General features: G+C 62.4%; 26 protein-coding genes and 1 riboswitch. Of the genes, 12 read left to right on the top strand and 14 right to left on the bottom strand.

Annotated elements, in window-relative coordinates; all coding sequences use genetic code 11:
* Positions 1-435, bottom strand: a complete 435-nt coding sequence (locus tag AC1RKJ_RS05310) for a hypothetical protein (RefSeq protein ID WP_492790032.1) — start codon at positions 433-435, stop codon at positions 1-3.
* An 80-nt stretch (positions 436-515) separates the two neighbouring features.
* Positions 516-762: riboswitch (cobalamin riboswitch) on the top strand.
* 74 nt (positions 763-836) lie between these two features.
* Here AC1RKJ_RS05310 and AC1RKJ_RS05315 point away from each other — a divergent pair.
* Entirely contained in the window at positions 837-3107 is a 2271-nt protein-coding gene (locus AC1RKJ_RS05315; RefSeq protein WP_492790033.1) for a TonB-dependent receptor, read from the top strand.
* Between the two features lie 135 nt (positions 3108-3242).
* Here AC1RKJ_RS05315 and AC1RKJ_RS05320 read toward each other — a convergent pair whose 3' ends face one another.
* Positions 3243-3506: a His-rich protein BRANT gene (locus tag AC1RKJ_RS05320; RefSeq protein ID WP_492790034.1), complete on the bottom strand. Its 264-nt coding sequence runs from the start codon at positions 3504-3506 to the stop codon at positions 3243-3245.
* Between the two features lie 318 nt (positions 3507-3824).
* On the opposite strand from AC1RKJ_RS05320, the gene AC1RKJ_RS05325 reads away from it, so the two are divergent.
* The 4 genes from AC1RKJ_RS05325 (at position 3825) to AC1RKJ_RS05340 (ending at position 6606) form a co-directional block, all read left to right on the top strand.
* The gene (locus AC1RKJ_RS05325; RefSeq protein WP_492790035.1) at positions 3825-4376 is read left to right on the top strand and encodes a tetratricopeptide repeat protein; all 552 of its coding nucleotides are present in this window, start codon (positions 3825-3827) and stop codon (positions 4374-4376) included.
* A 224-nt stretch (positions 4377-4600) separates the two neighbouring features.
* Complete coding sequence (locus AC1RKJ_RS05330) at positions 4601-5380, top strand: NAD kinase (protein WP_492792650.1); 780 nt, start codon at positions 4601-4603, stop codon at positions 5378-5380.
* A gap of 93 nt (positions 5381-5473) precedes the next feature.
* Positions 5474-6019, top strand: coding sequence for a response regulator (locus AC1RKJ_RS05335; RefSeq protein WP_492790036.1), 546 nt, complete (start codon positions 5474-5476; stop codon positions 6017-6019).
* Between the two features lie 8 nt (positions 6020-6027).
* Positions 6028-6606 (top strand): Hpt domain-containing protein, encoded by a 579-nt coding sequence (locus tag AC1RKJ_RS05340; protein ID WP_492790037.1) that lies wholly within the window; start codon positions 6028-6030, stop codon positions 6604-6606.
* A gap of 112 nt (positions 6607-6718) precedes the next feature.
* Here the strand turns inward: AC1RKJ_RS05340 and AC1RKJ_RS05345 are convergent, their stop codons facing one another.
* Together AC1RKJ_RS05345 and AC1RKJ_RS05350 are read right to left on the bottom strand one after the other, a co-directional pair.
* Entirely contained in the window at positions 6719-8026 is a 1308-nt protein-coding gene (locus AC1RKJ_RS05345; RefSeq protein WP_492790038.1) for a DUF2336 domain-containing protein, read from the bottom strand.
* A 144-nt stretch (positions 8027-8170) separates the two neighbouring features.
* A complete protein-coding gene (locus AC1RKJ_RS05350; RefSeq protein WP_492790039.1) occupies positions 8171-8773 on the bottom strand; it encodes a TetR/AcrR family transcriptional regulator in 603 nt (200 codons plus the stop codon).
* Positions 8774-8841: 68 nt separating this feature from the next.
* Here AC1RKJ_RS05350 and AC1RKJ_RS05355 point away from each other — a divergent pair, with 68 nt between their 5' ends.
* The gene (locus AC1RKJ_RS05355; protein ID WP_492790040.1) at positions 8842-9267 is read left to right on the top strand and encodes a VOC family protein; all 426 of its coding nucleotides are present in this window, start codon (positions 8842-8844) and stop codon (positions 9265-9267) included.
* Between the two features lie 40 nt (positions 9268-9307).
* Here AC1RKJ_RS05355 and AC1RKJ_RS05360 read toward each other — a convergent pair whose 3' ends face one another.
* From AC1RKJ_RS05360 to folE, 4 genes are all read right to left on the bottom strand, one after another.
* Entirely contained in the window at positions 9308-10033 is a 726-nt protein-coding gene (locus AC1RKJ_RS05360) for a sulfite exporter TauE/SafE family protein (protein WP_492790041.1), read from the bottom strand.
* A gap of 90 nt (positions 10034-10123) precedes the next feature.
* Positions 10124-11098, bottom strand: coding sequence for a lytic transglycosylase domain-containing protein (locus AC1RKJ_RS05365; protein WP_492790042.1), 975 nt, complete (start codon positions 11096-11098; stop codon positions 10124-10126).
* Positions 11099-11169: 71 nt separating this feature from the next.
* Positions 11170-11604, bottom strand: coding sequence for a phosphoribosyl-AMP cyclohydrolase (hisI, locus tag AC1RKJ_RS05370; RefSeq protein ID WP_492790043.1), 435 nt, complete (start codon positions 11602-11604; stop codon positions 11170-11172).
* Positions 11605-11654: 50 nt separating this feature from the next.
* Entirely contained in the window at positions 11655-12323 is a 669-nt protein-coding gene (folE, locus tag AC1RKJ_RS05375; RefSeq protein ID WP_492790044.1) for a GTP cyclohydrolase I FolE, read from the bottom strand.
* Positions 12324-12609: 286 nt separating this feature from the next.
* Here folE and AC1RKJ_RS05380 point away from each other — a divergent pair, with 286 nt between their 5' ends.
* Entirely contained in the window at positions 12610-13071 is a 462-nt protein-coding gene (locus AC1RKJ_RS05380; RefSeq protein ID WP_492790045.1) for an iron-sulfur cluster assembly scaffold protein, read from the top strand.
* Between the two features lie 4 nt (positions 13072-13075).
* Here the strand turns inward: AC1RKJ_RS05380 and AC1RKJ_RS05385 are convergent, their stop codons facing one another.
* Positions 13076-13969, bottom strand: a complete 894-nt coding sequence (locus AC1RKJ_RS05385; protein ID WP_492790046.1) for a COG3904 family protein — start codon at positions 13967-13969, stop codon at positions 13076-13078.
* A gap of 294 nt (positions 13970-14263) precedes the next feature.
* Here AC1RKJ_RS05385 and yidD point away from each other — a divergent pair, with 294 nt between their 5' ends.
* Positions 14264-14608 carry a membrane protein insertion efficiency factor YidD gene (gene yidD / locus AC1RKJ_RS05390; protein WP_492790047.1) on the top strand — a complete coding sequence of 115 codons (345 nt, stop codon included), beginning with the start codon at positions 14264-14266 and terminating at the stop codon, positions 14606-14608.
* Positions 14609-14613: 5 nt separating this feature from the next.
* Here the strand turns inward: yidD and AC1RKJ_RS05395 are convergent, their stop codons facing one another.
* Entirely contained in the window at positions 14614-15720 is a 1107-nt protein-coding gene (locus AC1RKJ_RS05395; protein WP_492792651.1) for an MFS transporter, read from the bottom strand.
* Positions 15721-15930: 210 nt separating this feature from the next.
* Between AC1RKJ_RS05395 and thrS the strand changes: the two genes are divergently transcribed.
* Both thrS and AC1RKJ_RS05405 read left to right on the top strand, forming a co-directional pair.
* The gene (gene thrS, locus AC1RKJ_RS05400; RefSeq protein ID WP_492790048.1) at positions 15931-17967 is read left to right on the top strand and encodes a threonine--tRNA ligase; all 2037 of its coding nucleotides are present in this window, start codon (positions 15931-15933) and stop codon (positions 17965-17967) included.
* A gap of 125 nt (positions 17968-18092) precedes the next feature.
* Positions 18093-18656: a nitroreductase family protein gene (locus AC1RKJ_RS05405; protein ID WP_492790049.1), complete on the top strand. Its 564-nt coding sequence runs from the start codon at positions 18093-18095 to the stop codon at positions 18654-18656.
* Between the two features lie 12 nt (positions 18657-18668).
* Here AC1RKJ_RS05405 and AC1RKJ_RS05410 read toward each other — a convergent pair whose 3' ends face one another.
* Positions 18669-21137 carry a putative bifunctional diguanylate cyclase/phosphodiesterase gene (locus tag AC1RKJ_RS05410; protein WP_492790050.1) on the bottom strand — a complete coding sequence of 823 codons (2469 nt, stop codon included), beginning with the start codon at positions 21135-21137 and terminating at the stop codon, positions 18669-18671.
* 191 nt (positions 21138-21328) lie between these two features.
* The gene (locus AC1RKJ_RS05415) at positions 21329-22300 is read right to left on the bottom strand and encodes an RgsD C-terminal domain-containing protein (RefSeq protein ID WP_492792652.1); all 972 of its coding nucleotides are present in this window, start codon (positions 22298-22300) and stop codon (positions 21329-21331) included.
* Between the two features lie 346 nt (positions 22301-22646).
* Here AC1RKJ_RS05415 and AC1RKJ_RS05420 point away from each other — a divergent pair, with 346 nt between their 5' ends.
* Positions 22647-23675: a patatin-like phospholipase family protein gene (locus tag AC1RKJ_RS05420; RefSeq protein ID WP_492790051.1), complete on the top strand. Its 1029-nt coding sequence runs from the start codon at positions 22647-22649 to the stop codon at positions 23673-23675.
* Between the two features lie 171 nt (positions 23676-23846).
* Here the strand turns inward: AC1RKJ_RS05420 and AC1RKJ_RS05425 are convergent, their stop codons facing one another.
* Entirely contained in the window at positions 23847-24275 is a 429-nt protein-coding gene (locus AC1RKJ_RS05425; protein ID WP_492790052.1) for a CBS domain-containing protein, read from the bottom strand.
* Between the two features lie 184 nt (positions 24276-24459).
* Positions 24460-25227, bottom strand: coding sequence for a rhomboid family intramembrane serine protease (locus AC1RKJ_RS05430; RefSeq protein WP_492790053.1), 768 nt, complete (start codon positions 25225-25227; stop codon positions 24460-24462).
* 494 nt (positions 25228-25721) lie between these two features.
* On the opposite strand from AC1RKJ_RS05430, the gene AC1RKJ_RS05435 reads away from it, so the two are divergent.
* On the top strand, positions 25722-26288 hold the full coding sequence (locus tag AC1RKJ_RS05435; RefSeq protein WP_492790054.1) for a PAS domain-containing protein: 567 nt from the start codon (positions 25722-25724) through the stop codon (positions 26286-26288).
* Positions 26289-26305 lie beyond the last annotated feature (17 nt).

Raw genomic sequence — 26305 nt, forward strand, 5'->3', positions numbered from 1 at the left:
TCAGCGCGTCAGCTTTTCCATCTCCGGAAACGGCGCGTAGGTCGCGCCCTCGCAAAGTTCGGCGGCGTCCTCGATCATGCGGTCGAAACGCCCGTCGATATACATCGCGCCGCGTTGCTTCACGCCGGCATAACTACCGTCCGTTCCACGCGCGTTGAAACGCACACAGGCCACGTAGCGAAGACGGCCGCCGACCGTCTTCTGCGCAGGCTCGGCGATGCTCGCCTCGCGCACGCCGCGCGGGTCGTTCAGATAGGTGCGAAGAAATGCGAGCAGCTCCGGCCGGTAGTTCGCAGGATATGGCTGGTTCTCCACGCCACGATCGGCTGTATAGGACAGACCGTCATTGCCGCCGGTCCACGCGCAGCCGCCGACGCCGAACGCAAACAGCAGGATCGCGGCGCGCCGCGCATATGTCACCAATTTGCAACGCATCGGGATGAAGTCCGCAGCCGTGAGTATCGCATTGGGTTTCTTAGACATTGCGGCATTGACAAGGCAAGTCACCGCAGCTTGATTGGGACCACGGCACAGGTGCCAGCGCAAGCTGGCCAATAGGGAATTCGGTGCGCCGTGCAGGTTGCCCCGCCGCTCTTTCGGCGAATGCATCCTTCAAGGCTATTCCGGAGCTGCCCCCGCAACTGTCAACGGTGAGCCGTTGTCCAACATGCCACTGAGCGAAGGCTGATCAGCCCGGCTTGGGAAGGCGGACAACGGCGACGATCCGCGAGCCAGGAGACCTGCCTGTACCGGTCATCCTTCCGTCGCACGGGGCGTGCGAAGGGGCGGCATTTCCGCAGCGGTGACGTGACGTAACTGTTGCGGAGGTTCGGCCGATGGCCCGTTTCCTCAGTCACGACGTGAAGTCCGGCAGCGTCCGCTCGCCGGATATCGTCATGCCTGCGCGCGTTTTCACCGCGCCTCCGCGATCACATCATCGGCGGGGCAACATCGTGACTCTTTTTTCTGATCATTTTCCAACAACGAAACTGCGGGTTTCGTTTGCAGTGGCGTGTCTTGCGGGCACCGCGCTCGTAAGCCCCGCTCTGGCGCAGAACGCTTCCCAACTACCACCGGTCAACGTCGACGCGAGTCGCGTGTATGGCGGCATCGTCGGCACGTCGTCGTCGGTCATCACGGCGGAGGACATCGCGCGCGCTCCTAACCAAACGATCCAGGATGTGCTGGCGACGATACCGGGCGTCCAGCTCACGAACATTTTCGGCGCCGTCAACGGCACCGGCTCGACCGTAGATCTTCGCGGGTTCGGCGCATTTGCGTCTTCGAACACGCTCTTTCTGATCAACGGCCGGCGTCTCAACGAGGCCGACCTGCAGAGCGTCGATCTGTCCACTATTCCGGTTCAGTCGATCGAGCGGATCGAGGTGACGCGCGGCAACTCAGGCGCGGTGCTGTATGGCGACAACGCCGTCGGCGGCGTCATCAACATCATCACAAAAACCGGCGCCGGCATCGGCAAGCCGGTGTCCGCACGCGCCGAAGTCGGCGTCGGGTCTTACGGCCAGCGCGAAGTCAATGGATCGTTCAGCACGAACTCCGGCCCGTGGTCGACCGCCGTGTTCGGCAATGTTGTTCATTCCGACGGATACCGGGTCAACAACAAACTAAACCAGCAGAACGGCGTCGGCGAGATTCGCTACGCGACGCCCGAATTCACGGCGTTCCTGAATCTGTCTGGCGACAACCAGCGCCTTGGATTGCCGGGTACGCGCGCGAATACGTACTTTAAAGATCAAACCTTTCCGCCTCCCCCTCCCATTAATCAACTAGCAGGCGACCTGCGTGCGACATCGACGCCGAATGACTACGGCAAAAAGCAGGGCGTCAACGTCACGACCGGGTTCACGAAATCGTTGTGGGCCGGCGCAGAGTTGATCGTCGATGGCGGTGTCCGCAACAAGAAGCAACAATCCGGCTTTTTCGGCGACCCGGACTATGCGTTGTCGTTTCCCGGGGATCGCTTCCCCTTTGCCTATGTCGATTCAGATCTGACGACATGGTCGATCACGCCGCGCCTCAGCATGAAGAATACATTCGGCAGCATCACGTCGAGCATCCTGACCGGCGTCGATTACTATGACTCGCGTTACGCATCGAACCGCAGCTACACAATCTCGGACCCACCCAACCACGTCTACAATCTCTCCCAGCAGACCCTCGCGGGATACTTCCAGCAAACGCTTGGCCTGCTGCCGAGCACCGACTTTTCCTATGGCGGACGCATCCAGCAGTTGAACCTGAAAGCGCGTGACACCTACGATCCCACCGCACCGGCAGGAAGCCTGCTGGCTCAGGCCGCGCCGCTCGACAAGGAAGAGAGCCACCACGCGCTGCACATCGGCCTCGAACACCGCTTCAACGAAAACTTCGCTGTCTTCGGACGGGCTGCAAGGGCGTTCCGCACACCCAACGTGGACGAACGCGTCGTAACCGGCCCGGCGTTCGGAAGCGCGTTTCCGTTCCCGCCGATTGCCCAGAACTTCCAGCTCAACACCCAGACGTCTCACGACATCGAAGGCGGCATCCGTATCCACGGCGGCCCGCTGGATATTCAAACCAGCATCTACGACATGCACCTGAAGAACGAGATCCATTTCAATCCGGTCGCATTTTACAACTACAACCTCGATCCCACGCATCGCTACGGCTCCGAGACCAGCGCGTCGCTGCGGATCAACGAAGCCTTCAGGCTCAAGGGCGGCTTCGCCTACACCCGCGCGGTGTTCGAGGAAGGACAGTTCACCGGCAAGGATGTTCCGCTGGTGTCGCGACTGACCGGGAGCGCCGGATTCTCGTGGAACGTCTGGCAAAAATACGCCGTGCTCGACATGACAGCCCGCTTCTGGAGCAGCCGCCGTCTCGACAATGATCAGGCCAACAAGGAAGGCTTCATCGGAGCCAACGCCACCATCGATCTCAAGCTGAGCGGCGAGATCGATCGCTTCTTCTGGTCGGCAGCGGTGATCAACCTGCTGGACACCCATTACTACGACTACGCAATCGCCAGCGCGTTCACGCCCGGTTCTTACTCAATCTATCCCCTGCCCGGCCGGACCTTCATGGTGAAAGCCGGCATGACGTTTTAAGCAGAAGCGCTGCTCCAAACAGCCCGGCCCGCGCTCATCTCACGATGGGCGCGGGCCGTTCTTATTTCCGAGAACCGCCTGGATGCGGGGGCTATGCAAATGCGGCCACGGAAATATCGAAACGTCAGAAGGGGATCAGCCCTTCTTCTGCACGGCGATGTGCTTCGCAGGCGCCGTGGACGAGATGTGCTTCTTGCTCACGACAGCGCTGGTCTTCTTGTGCGCCTTGTGATGCTTGACCTTCTTCGCCTTCACTTTCGCGTTCGCGTTCGCAACCGACGGCTTCAGGGTTTCGGACTTGGCGGCAGGCGCCGTTTCGGTCTTCATGACGGTGGCAGCCATGGCAGGCGCGACAATCATTGAACCCGCAACAAGGGCGGCAGAAATGATCTTCAGCATGGGTCTCTCCTGTCGTTATGCGATCGCCGGGTGGGCCGGTCGGATGGCCGGGTCGCCGATCGTCGAACAACCCTAAAATCGCCGCGCTGAACTCAATCTGAAGCGGGCCGATGGCCTTCGTTCATCTGGATGACATTTTGGCCATGTGCCAAAGCATTGCAGCCGTTGGCCCCAGGCGCTTGAAACCCCGCATCCGGAACATCCGTAGCTGGAAAAACATGCCGTGACCGCCGGGAATGTTCGAACCACTTGGGGGTTCGAACTGACAGGATAGGACAGGTTTGATAGTATCGGTTTAGCCCACTAGCGGAGTCCGAAATGAACAATTCGATCATGAGACAAGCCTCACTGGCCCTTCTTGTTTCCGCTTTTCTCGCGGCGACCGCACTTCAGCAGGTGCAGGCCGCGGGCTCGGATACGCCCTCACCCCCTCCTGCCTCCGACACCAAATCGTCTCCTCCAAAGGATAAGAAGAAGGGCAACAAGAAGTCGTCGATCGAGAACCCTGCTTTCATTCAGGGCTATCGCGCCGCCTACGCGACGATCTATGAGAACAACGACTACGCCGCCGCGATTCCGCAGCTCAAGGCGCTGGGTCAGGACGACCGGGCCGATGTCGCCAATCTGATTGGGTACTCCTACCGCAAGCTCGGCAACTATGAACTCGCGAGTGCGTGGTACGAGCGCGCGTTGAAGGCCGATCCGAACCACGTCCGCACCTGGCAGTATTACGGCCTGTGGCAGGTCGAGCAAGGCAACCGCGAACAGGCGAAGTATCACCTCGCGAAAATCGAAACGCTCGCGGGCCGCGACAGCGTCGAGTACCAGTCGCTTGCCACCGCACTGACCAGCGGCCAGACATCCTACTGACCTGACTAACCGGCGGCGCACCGGGCAACACACCCGCGCCGCCGTTTTGGTTAGCCGCCTTGGTTAATTGACGGCTCAAGCCTCCGCGGGTCGGCTCCCCGGCCGCGCGGGGCTGTTTGGCGCAGGCGATCGCGCCTCGACAACACCGGAAAACCTCGTATAGACGAAGCCCGCGCGCGTCATGTCATCGTGCCGTGCGCTTTTCAGGGCTGGGCCGATCCGGGATGACGACGCCGAAGAAATACGAGCGCATTGCTTTCGTGGCAGGTCCGAGCGCGGAGGCCCAGCAGGCCCTCGCCCAGTTGACGGCCACGTATGGCAACCGGCCGGCTGACGATGCCGACGTAGTTGTGGCCCTCGGCGGCGACGGCCTGATGCTACAAACGCTGCACCGGCACATGCGTTCCGGCATTCCGATCTACGGCATGCATCGCGGCACCGTCGGCTTCCTGATGAACGAGTTCAGCCCGCACGCACTGGCCGAGCGGCTGGAGGCGGCGAAGCTGACCGTCATCAATCCGCTGCTGATGCGCGCGACCGACATCCACGGCACGGTGCATATCCATCACGCCATCAACGAGGTTTCGCTGTTCCGGCAGAGCCACCAGGCCGCGCGGCTGCGGATTCTGGTCGACGAACACGAACGTATGGCCGAACTGATCTCGGACGGCATCATGGTGGCGACGCCTGCCGGTTCGACCGCCTACAACCTGTCGGCGCAAGGCCCGATCCTGCCGATCAACGCAGCGCTCCTTGCGCTCACGCCGATCAGCCCGTTCCGCCCTCGCCGCTGGCGCGGTGCGCTGCTGCCCAATACCGCCTTCGTCGTTTTCGAGGTGCTCGAAAGCGACAAGCGCCCGGTCGCGGCCGTCGCCGACCATGACGAGGCCCGCGACGTGAGGCGGGTCGAGGTCATCGCGGACAAGACCATCTCGATCCGCATGTTGTTCGACCCCGGCCACAGCCTGGAAGAGCGCATTCTCAGCGAGCAGTTCGGGTTTTAACCCCTTGGCCCGCTTGGATAACTATTCGTTAACGGCGCCCCGATATAGTTAACGCCGGGTGTACCTTTTTTGGTGCGCCGTCTCGGGCTGCGCATGATCATTATTGATTTCAACAAGCTGCGGTTTCTCGTGTGCGACGACAATGCGCACATGCGGCGCATTCTCCGCACGCTGTTGCATTCGTTCGGCGCGCGCGAAGTCTACGAGGCCGAAGACGGCGCCACCGCGCTTGAAATGTACAGCCACTACGTTCCCGACATCGTCATTTGCGACTGGTCGATGCCGATCTTCGATGGACTCGAGCTTGCGCAAATGATCCGCCAGCCCGACGGCGCGGGCAATCCCTACGCGCCGATCATCATGCTCACCGGTCATTCCGAGAAGCGCCGCGTCATGGTGGCGCGCGACGCCGGCGTGACGGAATTTCTTGCAAAGCCGATCTCCGCCAAGGGGCTTTATCAGCGCATCCTCAACGTCGTGGCCAACCCGCGCCCCTTTATCAAGACCAAGAACTATTTCGGGCCGGACCGGCGCCGCAACACCAACAATGCCTACATCGGCGTCGAACGGCGCAACGGCGGCAAAGCCGACATCATGCAGCAACCCTCGCTGCTCGATAAAGCCCGCTCAGGCAGCTAGGAAAAAAGATGTCGCGCAAGAAATCACCCGAGATCAAGGTCGAGACCTTCGCGGACTATCAGGTCATCACGCAGCCCAATCCGCTGCGCAAGATGGTCCGGCATTCCGACGAGAAGGAACTGGACGATCCGGTCGCGCGGGCCGAACAGGCGCTTGCCGACCTTTCGGGCGAATTCAATGACTGGATGCACGTGGAGTGCGAGCGGCTGAGCGCGGCACACACGGCGATCCAGAACGAGGGACTGAGCGGCGAGAACCGCGAGGAACTGTTCCGCGCGGCGCATGACATCAAGGGCGGCGCCGCGACATTCGGTTATCCCACCGCCGCCGCCGCTGCCGAGAGCCTGTGCCGGATCATCGAACACGCGCCTGATCTCGCCAGGGTCCCCGACAACCTCATCATGCATCACGTCAATGCCATCCAGGCCATTGTCCGCGAGCAGTCCAAAATCAACGCCGTCGGCGTGGCGGACGAACTGAGCAGGCGTCTGCGCGGCGTCGCGGACGAGTATCTCATCCGGGCGAACCGCGACCGCCCCGAGCATCTCGAAGCGATCCTTGCGCCGAGCATCGTGCCGGAAGGCTGATAACGGATTTTGCTGCCGTCATGCCGGGCTTTTCCCAGCCATCCACGACTTGCTGGAAAAACGTAGATGCCCGGGACCAGCCCGGGCATGACGCAATCTTGAATATTGAATCCTACGCCGCGATCAGCCGGTCGTCATAACCGTAGTCGTCGCCGTATGCATCATACTCGACCGTTTCTGCGTGTGCGTGATGCTCGACATATTCATGATACCCATCATCGCTCTCGATCACTTCAAGAGCAGCATGGGCGGTGAGCGTCTCGACGAAACCTGTCGCCACAAGATCATCGGCGACGAGTTCATCGCAGAACACGCGCGCTTCCTCGCGCGCCGACTCCGTTGCGAAACGCCGCAGCAGGATCAGCAGGGGCTCGGACACCGTCTCCGATGTTTCGCATCGGGTCAGAACCCGCTCGACCATGCGGCGGCGAAGCCGCGTGGCGCCGCCAACCGTTCCGACGAAGCCGATTTCATGACTGGCCTCGAGCGCTGCGCGGAAAGCCTGATAGGTGGATTCCGGCAGACCCGCCTTCGCAAGCAGCGCGTTGAGGCTGACGCCGCCGCGATCATGCACGATCGCAGCGACACGGCTGCGCGGCAGGCCGGACAGTTCCACCAGCGATTCCTCGAACAGTTCGGTGTTCCCCGACAGCAGCGCACGCAGGATCAGCCCGACATTAAGCTGGCCGACGGAGCGCAGATGGCTCACGAGCGCGGTCATGTCGTCGCCGCGCGTTCGCGCCGCGATGTTGACGGTGGAGCGTTCCATGGCCTCGGTTGCGATACGCTGGGCGCGATCCGGATTCATCCATTCGCGCGCCGTCACGAACTGCGCGAGCGTGCCCGACAATTTCTGGGCCAGCGTCAGGCGGAGCGCGGCGGGCAAATCCTCAAGCGTCAGCAGCGACTCGCGGATGGCGGCAAGATGGCCATGCCGGTCGGCGATGCGCACCAGCGAGAACGGCACAAGCTCCGCCGCCGGATTTTCGATCATTTCAAGTGTCGCCGACGGACACCCGACTTCCGCGATCGCCGCGCAGACCGACGCCGGCAGATCGAGGCGGCGCGCGATGGCGCATTGGGTGTCCGAGTTTCCGGTCGCGACGATGTCCACCAGATCGGCATCGAGCAGCAGCGGAGAATTCTCCAGGATCGGCATCGCAACCGACGCCTGATCGATCGCAAGAGCGGCGACGATGGCGGACGGCGCGTCAGCCGAATAGGCGAACACCTCGGCCATCGCCTGCCGGACCAGCGGCGAAGCGTCGTCGAGAAGCATCAACAGCGCGCCTTCTGCGGCGGCGCGATCGTCTTCCGACAAATCCGAAATGAGCCAGGCGCGCGCCAGACACCGCGTCGCCTCTGCACGCTCCCCTGCGGGAGCATTACGAACCCAGGTAATAAACTGCCGAACGATCATGTGTGTTCCGGCTTACGCAACATGCCAAGACATCGCGACGCGACGCCACTGTTAGAAAACGTAAACCATGACACTTAAGAAAGCGTTCACCATAAACCGCTGCGGTTGTTGAGGTTTTGTTAACCGGGTGGCCGTGGGTCGAACTCAGCTTTCAACGACGCGGCGGATCAGCGCGACAATGGCGGCCTTGTATTGTTCGGCATCTTCACCTGCATCGATGGCGAGCGCGGCGCGGTCGAAGGCGGCGGACAACAGATCGGCGAGCGCCGCCAGCGGCACGGACGATGAAGCGTTTGACTTCATCGCCGCTTCAAGTCCGTCGCGCAGCGTACGCGCGGCATTGTCCTCATCGAGTTGTTTCATCTCCGCCGGTCCAAGCACCGACGGCCCTTCGATCAGCAGCAATCGCGTCCGACCCGGTACGCGCATGACATCGAGATAAGCCGAGCTCCCGGCCAGCAGCGCATCGATGGGACGCAAACCCGCGGGCGCGTTTTGCTCGATCGCAGTCGCCACCGCGAGCGCCTCGTCCATGACGACGGCCCGAAACAGCGCGCGCTTGTCCTCGAAGTGATGATAGAGCGCGCCGCGCGTAATGCCCGCGGCGGCCGCGATGTCCGGCGTGGAGGTTTCCCCGTAGCCCTTGTCGACAAAGAGCGCCCGCGCCGCCTGTATCAGGGCCGCCCGGGTCTGCTCGGAACGGTCGCGATTGGAGCGCGGCGGATCTTTAGGCTCGAGACCTTGCATACATACAGCCTGTATGTTATTTCCTATAAACATACAGACTGTATGTCAATTGGCAAGGGATGACCATCATGAAAATCACGAGCTACTACCCCGTCATCATGACCCGCGACGTCCCCGGCACCACCCGGTTCTACACGGCGCATTTCGGCTTCGAGGAAGCATTCCGGAGCGGCTGGTACGTCCATCTGCGATCATCAACAGACCCCTCGGTGAATCTCGCCGTCCTCGACGGCAGTCACGAAACGATCCCCGAAGCCGGCCGCGGGCGGGTCTCGGGGCTGTTGTTGAATTTTGAAGTCGAAGATCCGGACGAGGTTTACGCCAGGGCAAAGGCGGCGGACCTGCCCATCCTGATCCCGCTGCGCGACGAGGCGTTCGGCCAGCGCCACTTCATCACGTCGGACCCCAACGGCGTCCTGATCGACGTCATCAAACCGATCCCGCCAAGCGCGGAATTCGCCGAACTTTACGCAAAGGATTCGCTGCCAACGTGAGTCGCATCAAGGACCTGCGATTCGAAGCTGAATCGAAGTCTCAGCCCTGAAACGCGTTCCAGAACATCGACAGGCCTGCGACCAGCATCAGGCCCTCCATCAGAAGATGGAAGGCGGACGCATCGAGTTTCATCACCACGCGCTTGGCGATGAATGCGCCGACGAACAGCGACGATCCCGCAATCAGTCCCTTGAGCATGATATCCGGAGGCAACGCATCGAGGCGCTGAAACGTGATCGCCTTGCTGACGTAGACGGCGAGCGAGCTGGCCGCCTCGGTTCCCAGCAACGGCCCCCTGATCAGGCCGTATGACACAAAGATCGGAACCGTCATCGGCCCCGTCGATGCGACGATGCCGGTGAGATACCCCATGCCCGCCCCGACGACAGCAAGCGACCACAGCGGCAGCGTAAAATGACGCGCGGCCATCCAGCGGCGAAAGGGGATCATCAGAATGAAAAACACGCCGATGGCGATGTCCACGAAACCTGACGGCAACGCGAGCAGCGTTCTCGCGCCAAGCGCGGCGGCCGGAATCCCCGGAATGGAGTAAGCGGCGACCGCGCGCCAATCCACGTCGCGCCACCACGCCATGATGCGCGCTAGGTTCGCCATGATCGCAGCGATGGCCATGATCGGCACCGCCTGCTTCGGCCCGAACGAATAGGCCAGCACAGGCAGCAGCATGATCGACGTGCCGGTGCCGACAATGCCGCCAAGAATGCCGGCGAAGAGGCCGACGATGAGGACGAAGACGTAGATCAAGGGGATGGGCCTGTGCCGATCGCGAAAGGCGACTCACCCAGCATTGTCATCATCGGGAGCCGAACCGGCAACCGGTCTCTTCAGGCAATCTCATCCGCTAAATATGCCGGTGGTGTCGCTGAACAATCCGAGGCCTTGCGGCGCATCAGCCTTTGCAGCGCCGCCCTGCGCGACTGGCGTCGCCTTGCCCCACAGATCGCGCACGGTCTGGGACACAGGCTCGGGTCGGTCGCCCGTCTGGTACAGCGAACGGAACATCGGCGTGCTTGCCGTTTGCGCGGAAGCGACCTGCATATTGGCCGCAACGGGCGCGCGGACCTGGGGAAAGCTCGACAGATAAGCGGCGTTATCGACCGGCGCCGCGGCCATGCGCGGCTGACCCGGCGTGACGCCCGCCGATGCCATCGCGGTGCGCGCCACCTGGGAATTCGCCGCGGTTTCATAACGCGACGTCAGCACCGAATAGACTTGCGAGACGCTGCGCGCGCTGCCGTCACGGTTGTAGAAGATCGAGCGGTTGGCAGCAGCAGCACTTGGAAACAGTGCGGGACCGGACACGCCGGGACTGTCCTCTGCCTTCGAGATCAGTTTCGACGCGCCGCCGACGCCCATGAAATGCGCGATGTAGAGTTCGCCGTCGGTCGGGCGGCGGCCGATCGCGCCGGTCAGCTTGAAGCTGTTGGATTGCGTCAGCACGCCCGCCATCGCGGCATTGGCGGCGGGATCGTCGCGCAGCTTGAGGATCTCCTCGCGCGTGGACGGATCGCTGACCGAGTAGCTGCCCGACGATGACTTCGAGATGGCGTCGGCATATTTGCCGAACCCGAACGCGGCCCCCGCCTCTTTCACCGTGCCGAGCCAGGTCTGCTCGATGAACTGGTAGAGCCCCCGCGCCGATGACGTGGAGGCCTGCGCCTTTGGATTGAGATTGGATTCGATCTTCGCAGCCGAGATCAGATACTCGAAGCTGGCGCCCGTTGAATCGGCGGCACTCTTGATCGTGCCCGCGATTTTCGCGCGCGCAGACTCAAGCCCAGTGGCGATGGTTGAAGTATCGACAGCCATGTTGGGTGCCCGCTCCCCAGGAACCTCACGCAACGTGCCGCATTTATGGTTAACGAGGGGTTAACAGCCTCTCAGCGATACACCTTCGCCGGGTCGAACACCTTGTCGGCATCGACAAAGGTCAGCTTCGCCTCTCCATCCGCGCCCGTAACGGCACGGTAGAAGCACGAGCGCCGTCCCGTATGGCAGGCAGCACCCGTCTGCTCGACACGAATCCATACCGCGTCCTGATCGCAGTCCATCCGCATCTCAACCACGCGCTGGACGTGACCGGAGCTCTCACCCTTCTTCCAAAGTGATTTGCGCGAGCGGCTGTAATACCAGCCCTCCCCCGTCTCGATGGTCTTGCGCAACGCTTCGTCGTTCATGTGAGCGACCATCAGCACGTCGCCGCTGGTCGCGTCGGTGGTGACGCAGGTCACAAGTCCGGACGCGTCGAACTTGGGCTGGAATGTCAGCCCCTCTTCGACGTCATGAGAGTGTGTGTGCGATGAAGTTGCAGTCACGTCGGCACCCTTGATCCTGGGAAGGCGTCAAGCCTTCCCGCAAGGAAGCCTTATACGCCGCGCACCATGTTGAGGAAACGGTTCTGCTCGTCGGGATTGTCCTGGAAAATCCCGGTGAAGCGTGTCGTCAAAGTCTTCGCGCCTTCCTTGGCGATGCCACGCACCGACATGCAGGTGTGCTCGGCTTCCATCACCACCGCGACGCCGCGCGGCTTGAGGATGGCGTTGATCGCACCGGCCACCTGCGCGGTCAGATGCTCCTGGGTCTGCAGGCGGTGCGCGAAGGCATCGACCAGACGCGCCAGCTTCGACAGGCCCACCACGCGATCCACCGGCGCGTAGGCGATGTGCGCCTTGCCGTAGAACGGCATCACGTGATGCTCGCAGTGCGAATGGAAGTTGATGTCGCGGATCAGCACGAAATCGTCGTAACCTGCGGTCTCGCCGAACGTGCGATCGAGGATTTCAGCGGGGCACTGGGCATAGCCCTGAAACAGTTCGTCATAGGCTTCGACCATGCGGCGCGGCGTATCGAGAAGGCCCTCGCGGCTGGTGTTCTCGCCGATATAGGCCAGCAGCGTCTTCACGGCTGCCTCGGCCTCGTCGCGGGACGGACGAACCAGACCGGGGTCGAGCGCTGCCGCCATGTAGTCTGAAGCAGGAATTTCGGATTTTTCCGCCGGCTTGCCGGTGCGGATCGGCTTGATGATCGCGTCCATGTCGTCTCCGTTCGACCGGCCCGCATCCACAACACCCCCAAGAAGGGCCGAAATGGAGGGCCGGAGTGTCACCGGTCAGCCGCAGCAGCCAAATCAACCGCCGGACGCCTATCCCGCATGATTGCAGCAAATCCGGGAAAATCCGTCTATATTCCCCGCAATGCTGAAATGCAGGCCGTTCATTCCTGCATCTCGGTCATTATATAGGCTTTAGGTCCCCGACCGCCAAGGGTCGGAATGGGTTGCAGACCGGCAACAGCCTCATGCAAGAGCGAATTCCTCTGCCATGCTGAACGACATCTACAACAAGAAAATCATCGAATTGGCGGGCAATATCCCGCGTCTGGGGCGGCTGGCCGACCCGGATGCCTCGGCCACGGCCCACTCCAAGCTCTGCGGCTCGACCGTCAAGGTCGACCTCAAGATGCAGGACGGCGTGGTCAGCGATTTCGCCCATGACGTGAAGGCCTGCGCGCTGGGACAGGCCTCCTCCTCCATCATGGCGCGCCATGTGATCGGCTCGAGCGCCGACGAATTGCGCACTTTGCGCGAAACCGTCCGCAAGATGCTGAAGGAAAACGGCGCACCCCCTGAGGGTAAATGGGCCGACGTCGCCATGCTGGAGCCGGTGCGCGACTACAAGGCGCGCCATGCCTCCACCCTGCTTACGTTCGATGCCGTGGTGGATGCCGTCGGGCAGATCGAGGCCAAAGCTGCGAACGCGAAGCTCGCCACTGCGCAAAGCTGACGGGTTATTTCCGTTCTGATATGGCCGGAGCCGTGCCACCTGTCGGCACATGCGCTTCGGCGGTCTTCGTGCCCGGTGCAGCCCGCGCGCTCTTTTCAAGAATCTCGCCGCTGCCTGCGAAACGATCCTGGATCGCTTTCGGCGCCACGCTTCCGGTGGTCTCCGCAACAGCGTCCCTCGGTCCCTTCGCATCGGCGACCGTATCCATGGTCACGAGATTGGTCAGGCGCAATTCGTCAGCCGACAACTGATGCAGAACCTCCCACGGCGGGATGCTCAGCGCGAGCGACAGAAGATCGCCGCTGCCGCCCATGTCGAACGTGTATTTCGCAAGCCGGCCGATATCGCGCTGAACGATCATCAGGTCGTCCGCCGAATAGGTCGCGGCCTTGGCGTCGTCGGCGCGGTCGCCCATCCAGATCTGATGCACGCGCACATGCGCCTTGTCCGGCACGGTGCGCGTCTGTCCGGACAGCAGCAGGAACACGCACATTGACTCGCAATAGGCTTCCGGGATGATGTCTCGCGCAACGCCGCCCGCGGCTTCCCTTTCGACGACGATGCCGACGGTGGTGCGCATACCGAGGCCGCGCCAGCGCCGCCCGAGTTTGATCGCGTCCAGCACCGAGCCGCCGCTGGAATCCAGCACCACGGTTGCACCCTTGAGCGCGCGGTCGCTTGCGAACGTCTCGAACTTCGCGGGCGTCTCCGACGTGATGACGCCAACCGCGCCGATCCAGCCGACGCAATCCTGCTGGCACCCCGGTTGCGCGGCGTGCCAGGTGAAATCCATCGGGAGTTTGCGGAGTTCGAGAGTAGTCGCGGCGCGCGCCGTGCCACCGAGCGTGGCGGAGCCAGGCAGCGCGAGACAAATGGCAGCGGCGCAAAGTCGCGCCAAGCCGCTCCATGTTAGCGACCTCACGAGAGACACTTGGTTCCTTCCCCGCCCCAAAGCAGTCACGGTACCGAGTCGCACAACGAATCTGTCATGCAGATGTTATGAAAAGCGTAGTGGCGGCAGGATTTGTCGTCTATGCGACTTTTGCTGCGGCGCAGTCAAAATCGCGATAATTTGATGAGTGTGACGGGAAAGACAACAACTCATGGTTCCATGATTGGGAACCCGTCATTGTGACGCCGACGATTTCGGCAACCGCCAACAAATTCGACATGACATCCGGCTAGCAGCGACATGAAACATTCGGCCCGATGCCCCGACTGTGCCGGCGGACTTCAGAATCTGCCGCGCAATGCCGGCCGCGGCATGATCTGGATCTACCGGCATACACTGTCGCCGCTGATCGGCTACAACTGCCGCCACCTGCCGACCTGCTCGGTCTATGGCGACGAAGCCATCGCGCGATACGGACTGTGGGCCGGCGGCTGGATGACACTGGCGCGCCTATTGCGCTGTCAGCCATGGGGCACCTCGGGCATCGACAACGTGCCGGATGCCGTTTCGGCTAACGCACGCTGGTATCTGCCGTGGCGCTATGCGCGCTGGCGTGGCGTGAACGACGGTACCGACGGAAAATAAAGCGGTCAGCTTCGGCGCGAGAGAACCACCGACCCCAGCGCAAGCACAAGGAAGCCTACGCCGACATAGCCGATAGCGTAATACATCTCGTGCGCGAACAGCGCGCCGCCGATGCCCGAACCGATAGCCTGACCGATATAAAGTCCCGACGTGTTCAGCGACACCGAGGCGCTCGCGAACAGCGGCGCCGCGCCCGCGAGCCGGACCTGCTGCATCGAGTTAGCCGGCGCGAAAGCAAACCCCCAGGGAATCATCGAGGCCAGCATGACAGGCACGATGCCCGCACCCAACGCCCACATCGTGATTCCGAACAGCAACAAAGACATCGCGGTCAGCGATGTGCGATAGGCACCCCACGTATCGACCACGCGGCTGGCGATGACGTTGCCGATGAAACCCATGACGCCGTAAATGCCGAACGCAATGACCGCCAGTTGAGAACTGCCGCCGAGCTTGGCGAACAGCGGCCCGAGATAGGTGAACACCACGAACTGCCCGCATGTCTGCAGCACGGTGATCAGCAGCAGCAGCAGGATCAGGGGATTACGCGCGAGATCGCCCCACGTCTTGAGATCGACCGGCGTTCCCACGAGACCCGCGGGAATGCGCAAGATCAGCATCGCAAGATTGATCAGCGCGATCACGCCGATGCCGGTATATGCGACGCGCCAGCCGACATGGTTCGCGACATAGGCAATCAGCGGCAGGCCGATCGCAAGCGCCAGCGACCAGCCGAGGAACACATAGGACATCGTGCTGCCGCGCCGCTCCGGCGGCACCATCATCGCCGCCGCGCCCGCCGCCTGCGGCGTAAACAGGGCCGCGACCGCAAGCATCGCAAGACGCACGATCAGCAATGTCGCGTAGTTCGGCGCGAGCGCAGAAGCGAACTGCGCGGCGGCCATGATCGCCACCGTCACCGACAGCAAAATCCGCCGGTCGAAGCGGCTGGTCAGCCATGCCGCGAGCGGCGAGCCGATGCACAGCACGATCGCGCCGAAGGTAATGAGCAGACCCGCTTCATGGATCGAGACGCCGAACTCCTGCGACAATTCCGGCAACATCCCCGCCGGCGCGAGGATGCTCACGCCGGTGACGAAGTTGCCGAGCATCAGGGACGTGGGGGCGAAGCGTTTCACGCCGCGGTGTTAGCAGACCGCGCATTTGATGCAAGTGCATGAAAGCTATGCGCACGCTCGCTTTAAGGATTCCGGGGCATAACCACCGGGCAACAGACGATTGCACCACCCGAATCCGCTGCTATACAACGGTCCCACCGCTTACCTGCGCCCGTTCGCAGGAGTGAGCCACAGGAGAACGACATGACCGACCAGAATCCCCCCGCGTCCGGATTGAAGTACAGCCTCGCAAATCTGAAGCCCGTCGAATCCACCAAGGTGACGGTTACCTTCCCCGACGGCGCGGCGCGCGAATTCCCGAAGAACACCACCGGCCTCGACATCGCCAAGGGCATCTCGCCTTCGCTGGCGAAGCGCACCGTCGCGATGGCGCTCGACGGCGAAGTGACCGATCTTGCCGATCCGATTTCGCGCGACGCGAAAATCGAATTCATCAACCGCGACGATCCCCGCGCGCTGGAACTGATCCGGCACGATGCCGCGCACGTGCTCGCCGAAGCGGTGCAGGCGCTGTGGCCCGGCACGCAGGTCACCATCGGCCCGGTGATCGACAGCGGCTTCTATTACGACTTCTTCCGCAACGAGCCTTTCACGCCGGAAGATTTTGCCGCCATCGAAAAGAAGATGCGCGAGATCATCGCGAAGGACACGCCTTTCACCAAGGAAGAGTGGTCGCGCGACCGCACCAAGAAAGTGTTCGCCGACAAGGGCGAGAACTTCAAGGTCGAGTTGCTCGACGCCATTCCGGACGATCAGACCATCAAGATCTACAAACAGGGCGAATGGTTCGACCTTTGCCGCGGACCGCACATGACCTCCACCGGCAAGGTCGGCAATGCCTTCAAGCTGATGAAGGTTGCGGGCGCGTACTGGCGCGGCGACAGCAACAACCCGATGCTGACCCGCATCTACGGCACGGCGTTCGCGAAGCAGGAAGAGCTCGACGCTTACCTCAAGCAGCTTGAGGAAGCCGAAAAGCGCGACCATCGCCGCTTGGGGCGCGAGATGGACCTGTTTCATTTCCAGGAAGAAGGCCCCGGTGTCGTGTTCTGGCACGCGAAAGGCTGGACCGTGTTCCAGGCGATCATCGCCTACATGCGCCGCCGCCTTGCGGGCGACTACGATGAAGTGAACGCGCCGCAGATGCTCGACAAGTCGCTGTGGGAGACCTCCGGCCACTGGGAATGGTATCGCGAGAACATGTTCGCGGCGCAGTCGGCCGGCGACGAAGCCGAAGACAAGCGCTGGTTCGCCATCAAGCCGATGAACTGCCCCGGCCATGTGCAAATCTTCAAGCATGGCCTGAAGAGTTACCGCGAACTGCCGATCCGCATCGCCGAGTTCGGCGTCGTGCATCGCTACGAGCCGTCCGGCGCGATGCACGGGCTGATGCGCGTGCGCGGCTTCACGCAGGACGACGCGCATGTGTTCTGCACCGAGGCGCAGCTTGCCGAGGAATGCCTCAAGATCAACGACCTGATCCTGTCGACCTATGAAGACTTCGGCTTCGTCGGCGAACTGACGGTCAAGCTCTCGACCCGGCCTGAAAAGCGCGTCGGCACCGACGAGGCGTGGGATCACGCCGAGACGGTGATGACCAAGGTGCTCGAGCAGATCGCGGCGCAGGGTCACAACCGCATCAAGACCTCGATCAATCCGGGCGAAGGCGCATTCTATGGGCCGAAGTTCGAATACGTGCTGCGCGACGCCATCGGCCGCGAATGGCAGTGCGGCACCACGCAGGTGGACTTCAACCTGCCGGGCCGGTTCGGCGCGTTCTACATCGACGATCAGTCCAACAAGGTGACGCCGGTGATGGTCCACCGCGCTATTTGCGGATCGCTGGAGCGCTTCACCGGCATTCTGATCGAGCACTTCGCGGGGCACTTCCCGCTTTGGCTCGCTCCGGTGCAGGCGGTCGTCACCACCATCACGTCGGACGGCGACGACTACGCACGCGACGTGCTGGCCGCCTGCCGCAAGGCCGGACTGCGCACCGAGATCGATCTTCGCAACGAGAAGATCAACTACAAGGTGCGCGAGCACTCGCTGGCGAAGGTGCCGGCGCTGCTCGTGGTCGGCAAGAAGGAAGCCGAAAGCCGCAGCGTTTCGATCCGCCGTCTCGGCAGCGAAGGCCAGACCGTGTTGCCGCTCGACGAAGCATTGAAGGCGCTGGTCTATGAAGCGATGCCGCCGGACCTGAAGCGGGCCAACGCCTGAATCTGCGAATACATTTATGAGCCCTCTCTTTAGAGGGCTCATAAACTGTACACCTTGTTATCGCGGACTGAATTTCCGATATCAGCCTCGCGCGTCGCCGCGATGCGCCTCACCCCGGATTTGCCATGCCCGATGCACTCGATCTTCTGAAAACGCGGCGCTCGCTGAAGCCGTTCGACATGACCGGCCCCGGCCCCTCGCCCGCCGAGCTTGAAACGATCCTGACGATCGGCGCGCGCGTACCCGATCATGGCAAGATCGCGCCGTGGCGCTTCATCGTGTTCGAGGGCGACGCGCGCGCGAAAGCGGGCGAGATTTTCGGACGCGTCTTCCGCGCCAAGAACGTCACCGCGACCCCGGACCAGGTCGAGGCCGAGAAGAAACGCTTCACCCACGCGCCGCTCGTCATCGCGGTGGTGAGCAAGACCTCGCATCATCCCAAGGTGCCGTCGTGGGAACAGGAATTATCGGCAGGCGCCAGCGCCATGAACATCGTCCATGCCGCGCACGCGCTCGGATACGTGGCCAACTGGCTGACCGGCTGGATGGCATTCGACCGCGATGTGCTCGACGCGCTTGGATTGAAGCCGGACGAGAAGGTCGCGGGCTTCATCCACATCGGCAAGGCCGAGCGCCCCACCGACGACCGCCCGCGCCCCGCGCTCAGCGAAATCGTGACGCGATTCTAAAGACGCAAGACATCATGCGGCCTTCGACGCCTGATCGCCGAACTTCCCGAGCAGCGCGCTGACGTCCGACGCCGGACGCGCGGCGCTGAACAGGAAGCCCTGCACCTCGGTGCAGCCTTCGTCGCGCAGCCGGTCGAGCTGATCCATCGTCTCGACGCCTTCGGCTGTCGTCGAAATGTTGAGGCTGCGTCCAAGACTTGAGATCGCGCGCACGATGGCCGCGCAGTCCGGCCGTTCCGCAAGGTCGCGCACAAACGAGCGATCGATCTTGATCTTGTCGAACGGAAAGCTGCGCAGGTAGCTCAGGCTGGAATAGCCCGTTCCGAAATCGTCCATCGAGATGCGCACGCCGAAATCGCGCAACTGATGCAGAGTCGCGAGATTGGCCTCGCTGTCCGCGAGGAAGATCGACTCGGTGATTTCCAGCTCCAACCGCAGCGGTGACAGACCGGACTGCGCCAGCGCCGAGAACACCACCTGGGTCAGCCCGCGGCTGCGGAATTGCGCCGGCGACAGATTGACGGCTACCTTGATGTCCGACGGCCACTTGGCCGCCTGCAGGCAGGCCTCGCGCAACACCCATTCGCCGAGCGGAACGATCAGGCCGATGTCCTCGGCCACCGGAACGAAATCGGCGGGCGAGATCATGCCCTTCACGGGATGTTGCCAGCGCAGCAGCGCCTCGAAGGCCACGATCCGGTCCTGCGCCAGATCGATCAGCGGCTGATAGTGCAGTTCGAACTCGCCATTCGCCAGCGCGCGGCGCAGATCGATCTCCATGTCGCGGCGTCGCTGCGCATGGCGATCCATTTCCTTCTCGAAGAAATGATGCACGCCGCCGCCTTCCGACTTGGCGCGGTACAGCGCCATGTCGGCATTGCGCAGCAACTCTTCGCCGGTATCGCCATCGCCGGGAGAGATCGCGATGCCGATGCTGGCGCCGATGACGACCTCCAGGCCGTCGATCATGTAAGGCGCGCTCAAAGTTTCGATGACGCGGATGGCATGATCGCTGATCTCGTTCGGTGACGCATCGGTTCCGAGTATCATCGCGAACTCGTCGCCGCCGAGTCTGGCGACCAGACTGTCCGCACGCGGGTTCGCCGCGAGCCGCTCGGCTACCAGCGTCAGCAGCCTGTCGCCGGTCGGATGACCGAAGGAATCGTTGACGTTCTTGAAAAGGTCGAGATCGATGCAAAGCACCGCGACGCTCTTGTTGACGAGACGGCTGCGCTCGAGATCCTGCCGCAGCCGCTCCTGAAACATCACGCGATTGGCGAGGTTCGTCAGCGCATCATGATGCGCCATATAGGCGATCCGCGCCTCCGCCTTGCGCCGTTCGGTGATGTCGACGGCCGACACCAGAAAGCTGTCGCGCCCGTTGAACGGCACGCGGCGGCCGAATGTCAGCACTTCGATCTCGCTGCCGTCGGCTTTCAGATGCCGCCAGTTGCGGCCCGACTGATAGACGTCCCCTACCTGACCCAGCGCGCGGCTGTGTTCGTCCCACTCGTCCTGAGGCCAGATATCCTGCAACTGCATGGTCAGGAAACTCGCGCGATCGTAGCCGTAGTGGCTGACCGCAGCGTCGTTCACCCCGAGAAAATTCTTCGTCGCGATATCGAACACCCACATCGGCATCGGATTGCCTTCGAACAGCAACCGGAACGACTGTTCGCGCCGTTTGAGATCGGTCACATCGGTCAGCGACAGCGAGAGCAGATCGCCGACCGGGGCTGCGCTGATCTTCAGCGTGCTGGCGTCATCGCTGACTTCGAACTGTTCGCTGACCCCGTGAGTGACAACGGCGCAGAGCCGCTCGAAAACCTGTTGCGAGCATAGCGCGTGCGCGCCCGCGCCCAGCCGGCGCCAGCGCAATTCATCCGGCGGCAGCCGAAGCAGGCGCGCGGTACCCTGATTGAGATGCACGATCTGGAAGTCGGCGGGCTGGCCGTCCACGCCGCGAATGGTCGCCAGCGACAGGATGCCGTCGTCGGCGCCGGCGAAGATCGCGTCGAGCAGATTGTACTGAAGGCCGCGCCGATTGACATAGACGCTGGTCATGGTGCCACCCCAGCGCGAGGCGACCGGCAGCGCGAAAACATCGTAAATCTGGACCAGCCCGTCGCGGACGCAATGGGCTGTGGCCAGATGCGGCTCGCCGCTCCGCCGCGCGTTCGCGACCGCTTCGCTCAGGACCAGTGCGCAATCGGGCGGAAACGCATCGAGCGCCGTATCCCAGATTCCGGTCTCCAGCCATTGCTCGACATAGCGGCCAGCCCGAGAAACCTTGAACTGGGCACCCTCGTCCTTGATGAGCATGACGTGATCGGCCAGACGGCCAAGACTGCCCAGCATGACGTCTTCAAAGAACGGCAAATCTTTTCCGGGCTTGAGAGCCGCCTGCCATTTTCGGCGCAAAACCGAAACGTCACTGAACAATTCTGGATTGGACTTCTTCGATTTAGCGACGGCCACCACAACGCACCCCACACCATCGACACGGCGTTCTGTCGTGTCAGCGGGCGGTATCCAATGCTTGCGCACTTAAGGCCGCGTAAACGTTGCGCGCGGATCGGAACAATGCGGGATTTGTGAAAGTTCTAAGTCGCGCGATGGTTAGTGCGCGTTAGAAACCATGACATATTTGATACAAGAAAATGACAACGCGCTTACCGCGCGATCACTTCGACTTCGCCATCGACGCCGTTGCTGACGTTGAAGGGACGCTCGAACACCTTGCCTTCGTTTTTCGCGATCACGCGGTATTCGCCTTCCTGGAGAGTGACCTTCGGAAACGCGCCGTTGTATTCCTTGATGACGTCGCCGGCGGGCGTGATGACGGACCACGCGGTATTGGCCAGTGCCTCGCCGCCCTTGTCGCTGACCAGCTTGAGCGTGATGACGGCTGCGCGGTGGGTGCAAATCACATCGGTCAGCTTGCCGGCCTGCACGCGAATGTCCGAGCGCACCACGGAGTTCGCGTCACCGTAATTCGAGATGATGTAATATGTGCCTTCGGGCACCAGTAGCACATCACCCGCGGCGACGTTCTGCGCGAGCGGCGCGCGCTCTCCGATTTCAAACTGGCTGCCTTTGTAGATGGAGAAGGTGATCTGCCCCTGCGGGATCTTGGTGGTGCCGACACGGCCTTCGATACGCAGACCGCCGGCTGGAAGATCGAACTGTTCGCGCAACGTCTCGTTGCGCAACGTGACGGGGCGCACGGCGGTCACAAGACCCAGGGCTGCGTGAACGACATACCCTCCGGGTGCGAGAACGATGTTCGGCGTCGCCGTGCGATCTTCACGGATCAGCTGAAACGCGCCGCTGGCGTCGGGCTTGTCGGAATAAACCCGCCACACCACGCCACTGTTGACGGCGGGCAGATCCTTTCCGAACCGCGCGTTCAGCGCGAGAACACCCTGCGCCGGTGCCGGAGCGGGTTGCGGTGGCACCGCCGTGGTCACAGGAGGCTGGGTGAGCGTTGCCGGCAAGCCGGGCGCGGCAGCGGGACCGGATGGTGGCGCGAGGCTGATCGCCGGGCCGGACGGGGTCGGTAGAATAGGCACGTTGGCGGGAGGAATGGGCGCCGGCGCATCGCCCAGGAATTGGGCCGCGGCGGGATTCGGCACCAGTGCCATCAGCAGGCACAGGAGTGCCAGCAACCACAGCCATGCGCGACCGCGCAGAGCATCATGGTCAACGGCCCGCGCTTCACACACGGCTGTCCTGCGGCTGTGTCCGAGGGCGGTCATGGTGCTGGTTTTTCACCGAAAACGAGGCAAATTCAAGCCTGAGAACGCACTTGACCACGCCGCCGTGGCCGTCATTCGTGCAATAACGCCTTCTGCACCGCCATAGGCCGCGCTACAGTCATATTTCCTGACTACGCGGGACGCGTATCGGCGACACAATCACACTCATTTCGCGTTCTTATGACTGAATTGGCCGGGGATGGGCCGATTCGAGGGCTTCGGGAGACAAGCGGTGTTGGAAAGTTTGATGGGATTTCGCCAGAACGATGCTCAGGACAAAGCGGCGCTGGTGACAAAAAAGCCGACCATCGGGCTGGCACTGGGCGGCGGCGCGGCACGCGGTTTCGCTCACATCGGCATTCTGCGCACGCTTCTCGCCAACGGAATCGTTCCGGACATCATTGTTGGAACGTCGATCGGTGCCGTGGTCGGCGGCTCCTATGCCGCGGGACATCTCGACACGCTCGAGAGCTGGGCCAAGGGCCTCCTCCCGCGCAATATCTTCAGCTATCTCGACATCCGGCTCAACGGCTCCGGTCTGATCGGCGGCAGCAAGCTCGCGGCCCAGCTCGAGGCGTCGTTCGGCGGAACCTATATCGACGAGCTTCCGCTCAAGTTCGCCGCGGTCTCCACCGAAGTGAACACCGGGCACGAAATCTGGATCACCAACGGAAAGCTCGTCGACGCGGTGCGCGCGTCGTATGCCCTCCCCGGGATCTTCGAGCCGGTGCTGATCGGCGATCGCTGGCTGGTCGACGGCGCGCTCGTCAATCCGGTGCCGGTGTCGGCGGCGCGCGCACTCGGCGCGGAAATCGTCATCGCCTGCAACGTGTCGACCGATGTGTTCGGACACGGCACGCTCATCTCCGCGCACGGCAAGGCCGCCGGGGAGCAGGAGACTTCCGCTGAACCCGTGCAGGAAAAGCGCGGCTTCGGAAAATTCTTCTCGGCCGAAAAAACCGTGAAGCGTGAATTCTTCGGCAGCGCCGGACGTCCGGGAATCTCGACCGTGATGGTTGAGGCGTTCAACATCATGCAGGACCGCATCACGCGCTCGCGCCTCGCCGGCGATCCGCCGGACGTTCTGATTTCGCCGCGCGTCGGCAAGGTCGGCTGGTTCGACTTCCATCGCGCCGAGGAAATCATCAACCACGGCGCCCGCGCGGCCGAGCGCAACATCGAATCGATCCAGGAAGCGATCAGCCTGCTCAGCCCGACGGCAAACCAGACGCCGGGCACGGCGCAGCCGACACAGCCGTAACGGCGACAGCATGGATTTTCCTGGTCGCCCCGGCGAAGGCCGGGATCCATAACCATACGCCTTCGATGCAAGACGCGATGGTCGAAGTTCTTTTCAATTAAATCGGGGATGATAGGTCCAGGCCTTCGCCGGGACGACGCATCATTTGCACAGAGTATCAAGCGCTAGGCACTATGCCGTCTTGATGTAATCCTGCAGCGCTTCCTGTTCGCGCTCGTATTCAGCGACACGCCACTTCACAACGTCGCCGATTGAAATCAGGCCGGCGATCCGGTCGTTTTCGACGACAGGCAAATGCCGGAATTTTCCGGACGTCATGACTTCCATGATGGCGCCGACGGTGTCCGACTCCTTGCAAGTGATGACCTTCGACGTCATCACGCTGCGGACCGGCTCATCGAGAACGCTCGCGCCCCGCTCGCCCAGCACACGCACCACGTCGCGTTCCGAAAGAATGCCGTCGATTTTTTGGCCGCTCATCACCATGACGGCGCCGATGCGTCTCTCGGAGAGAATCTTGATCGCCGCCGAAAGCTTGGCGTCGGGCGAGACGCTGATCACCTGATGACCCTTGGTATCCAGAACAGCTCGAACCGTCATTGCAGCCTCCCGAAAATCCGACCGCGCAGTCCTGCCCTCAATATCGAGCGTGATGCGCCTCCAGTTTTAGTCTTGAGTCAAACAACGTAGCGTCTGATTGGTTTCGTGCACCTCGGCAATCTCTGGCACGATGATGGAGCAAATATGGGGTGCTCGCAAGACTGAGCATATTGCCGCAGGGCGGCTAGTCAGCCGGCGGCAGCGCGCCTGCATTATTGTCCTGCATGATGGCGCGCGGCACCGGATCGAACAGTGAGAACAGCACAAGCCCCGCAATAAAGCCGCCGATATGCGCCTGCCACGCAATGCTCTGCGCGGACGCGCCGATGGCGATCGCACCAAGGCCGGTGATGATGTTGAGGCCGAACCAGACCGCGAGAAATCCGAGCACGCTCGGATTCTGCAACGACCGCATCAGCGACAGCGCGGGAACGCGGGCCGCGGCTTCCGCATCGCCGCGCCGGAACGACAGAAAGCTCCCACGCTGGAAGGCGAAGCGGATGGCAGCCGCCATCGCGCCCGACACCGCGGCGGAAGCCCCGATCATCGGCGCGACTTCGTGCTGATGGGTGACGAGATGTGCGAACGCACCCGCAATCGCCGTGACGGCGAAGAACAGAAAGAATCGCGTGGTGCCGAACCGGCGCGCGACCGCGCTGCCGAACGGCAGCATCCACAACATGTTGAAGGCGATGTGGGTGATATCCGCATGGAGGAAAGCGTAGGTCAGGAAGGTCCAGATCTCGGCGCCGAACCCGCCGGGAAATTTGCCCGCCAGCACCGAGGCGTCATAACGCGCCGGCACGAACCCGAACATCCAGATCACTTCCTGATCGATGGCGAGCGGCAACAGGGCGCGCACGCCGTGAATGCCGGCCATGACGACCAGAAGCGCGGTCATGCCGAAGGGAATGGTCAGGATCGGTTCGCGAGGGGATTGGGGGGAGTCCAAGGGCGCACAATGTCCGAAACGAGCGAGGGTCGTTCCTGAGATAGGCGGCTTTGACGGTGCGGTGCAAGCGCAAGGGTCAGATGCGACAAAAGAAAAAGGGAGGGCTTGAAGGCCCTCCCCTTGGTCTCATCGGTCTTTGCGCGGGCTTTTCGAGTGAGAGCGCTGCTTCGCGCTCCGGGCATCCCCACCCCTCCCCGCACATGACCAGATTGTTTTCCGCCGCCTGTGTTCAACCTAAGAGTTCGTCGTACCACCGCCGATCCCTGGAGAAGACCGGCGACTTGGAGTGCTCAGACACTAGGTCAGATACGTCCATTCACAAAGCTCATGGTAAATTTAACGTTAACGACGCAAACCCGCCGTCCGGGCGCGTGAATCCCGCCTTCGGCATGGACGCTGCACCGTCAGTCCCGCACAACAAAGAAGGGCCGTGCAGCGCCTGGAAGCGGGACAAATCTGTCCCGTCACCGGCTTGCACGGGACGGAACCGAGCCATGAAGCATCAGGCAACCCGCGAGTTTTACGCTTATTGGGACGAGAAGCGCGCAGGCGCCGCCGCCCCCGAGCGCAGCGATCTGGAACCGGAGCAGGTCCGCCACCTGCTCGGTGACATCTTCGTCCTGTCCTACGATTCCGCGGCCGGTTACCCGTTCCGGGTGGCCGGAACCCGGATGTGCGCCCTGGTCGGCTCGGACCTCAAGGGACAAAGCTTTGTCAGCCTGTTCCGCGACGACGATCGCACGGAGATGCAGGACCTCATCGGAATTGTGGCCGAGGAAACGCTGGCCACCGTGTTCGGCATTACGGCGCTGAGGGCGGATGGATCGCGGGTCCATCTCGAACTCCTGCTCCTGCCCTTCAGCGCCCGCTCGCATACGCCGGTCAGCCTGACCGGACTGCTTGCCCCGCTCAATGCCATGGACAACTCGCAGACCTATGGCGGCCTGAAGGATTTCAGCCTGACGTCCTGGCGTCATTTGCGCGAGGACCGGCGGGGGCCGCGCGCCCTGCGGAAGTGGTCGCTCATCCGAGGCCTGACCGTCTATGAAGGGCTGCGTTGACACACCCCATTACGGCT

Source organism: Afipia sp. GW822-FHT04G07 (genome assembly GCF_058800765.1).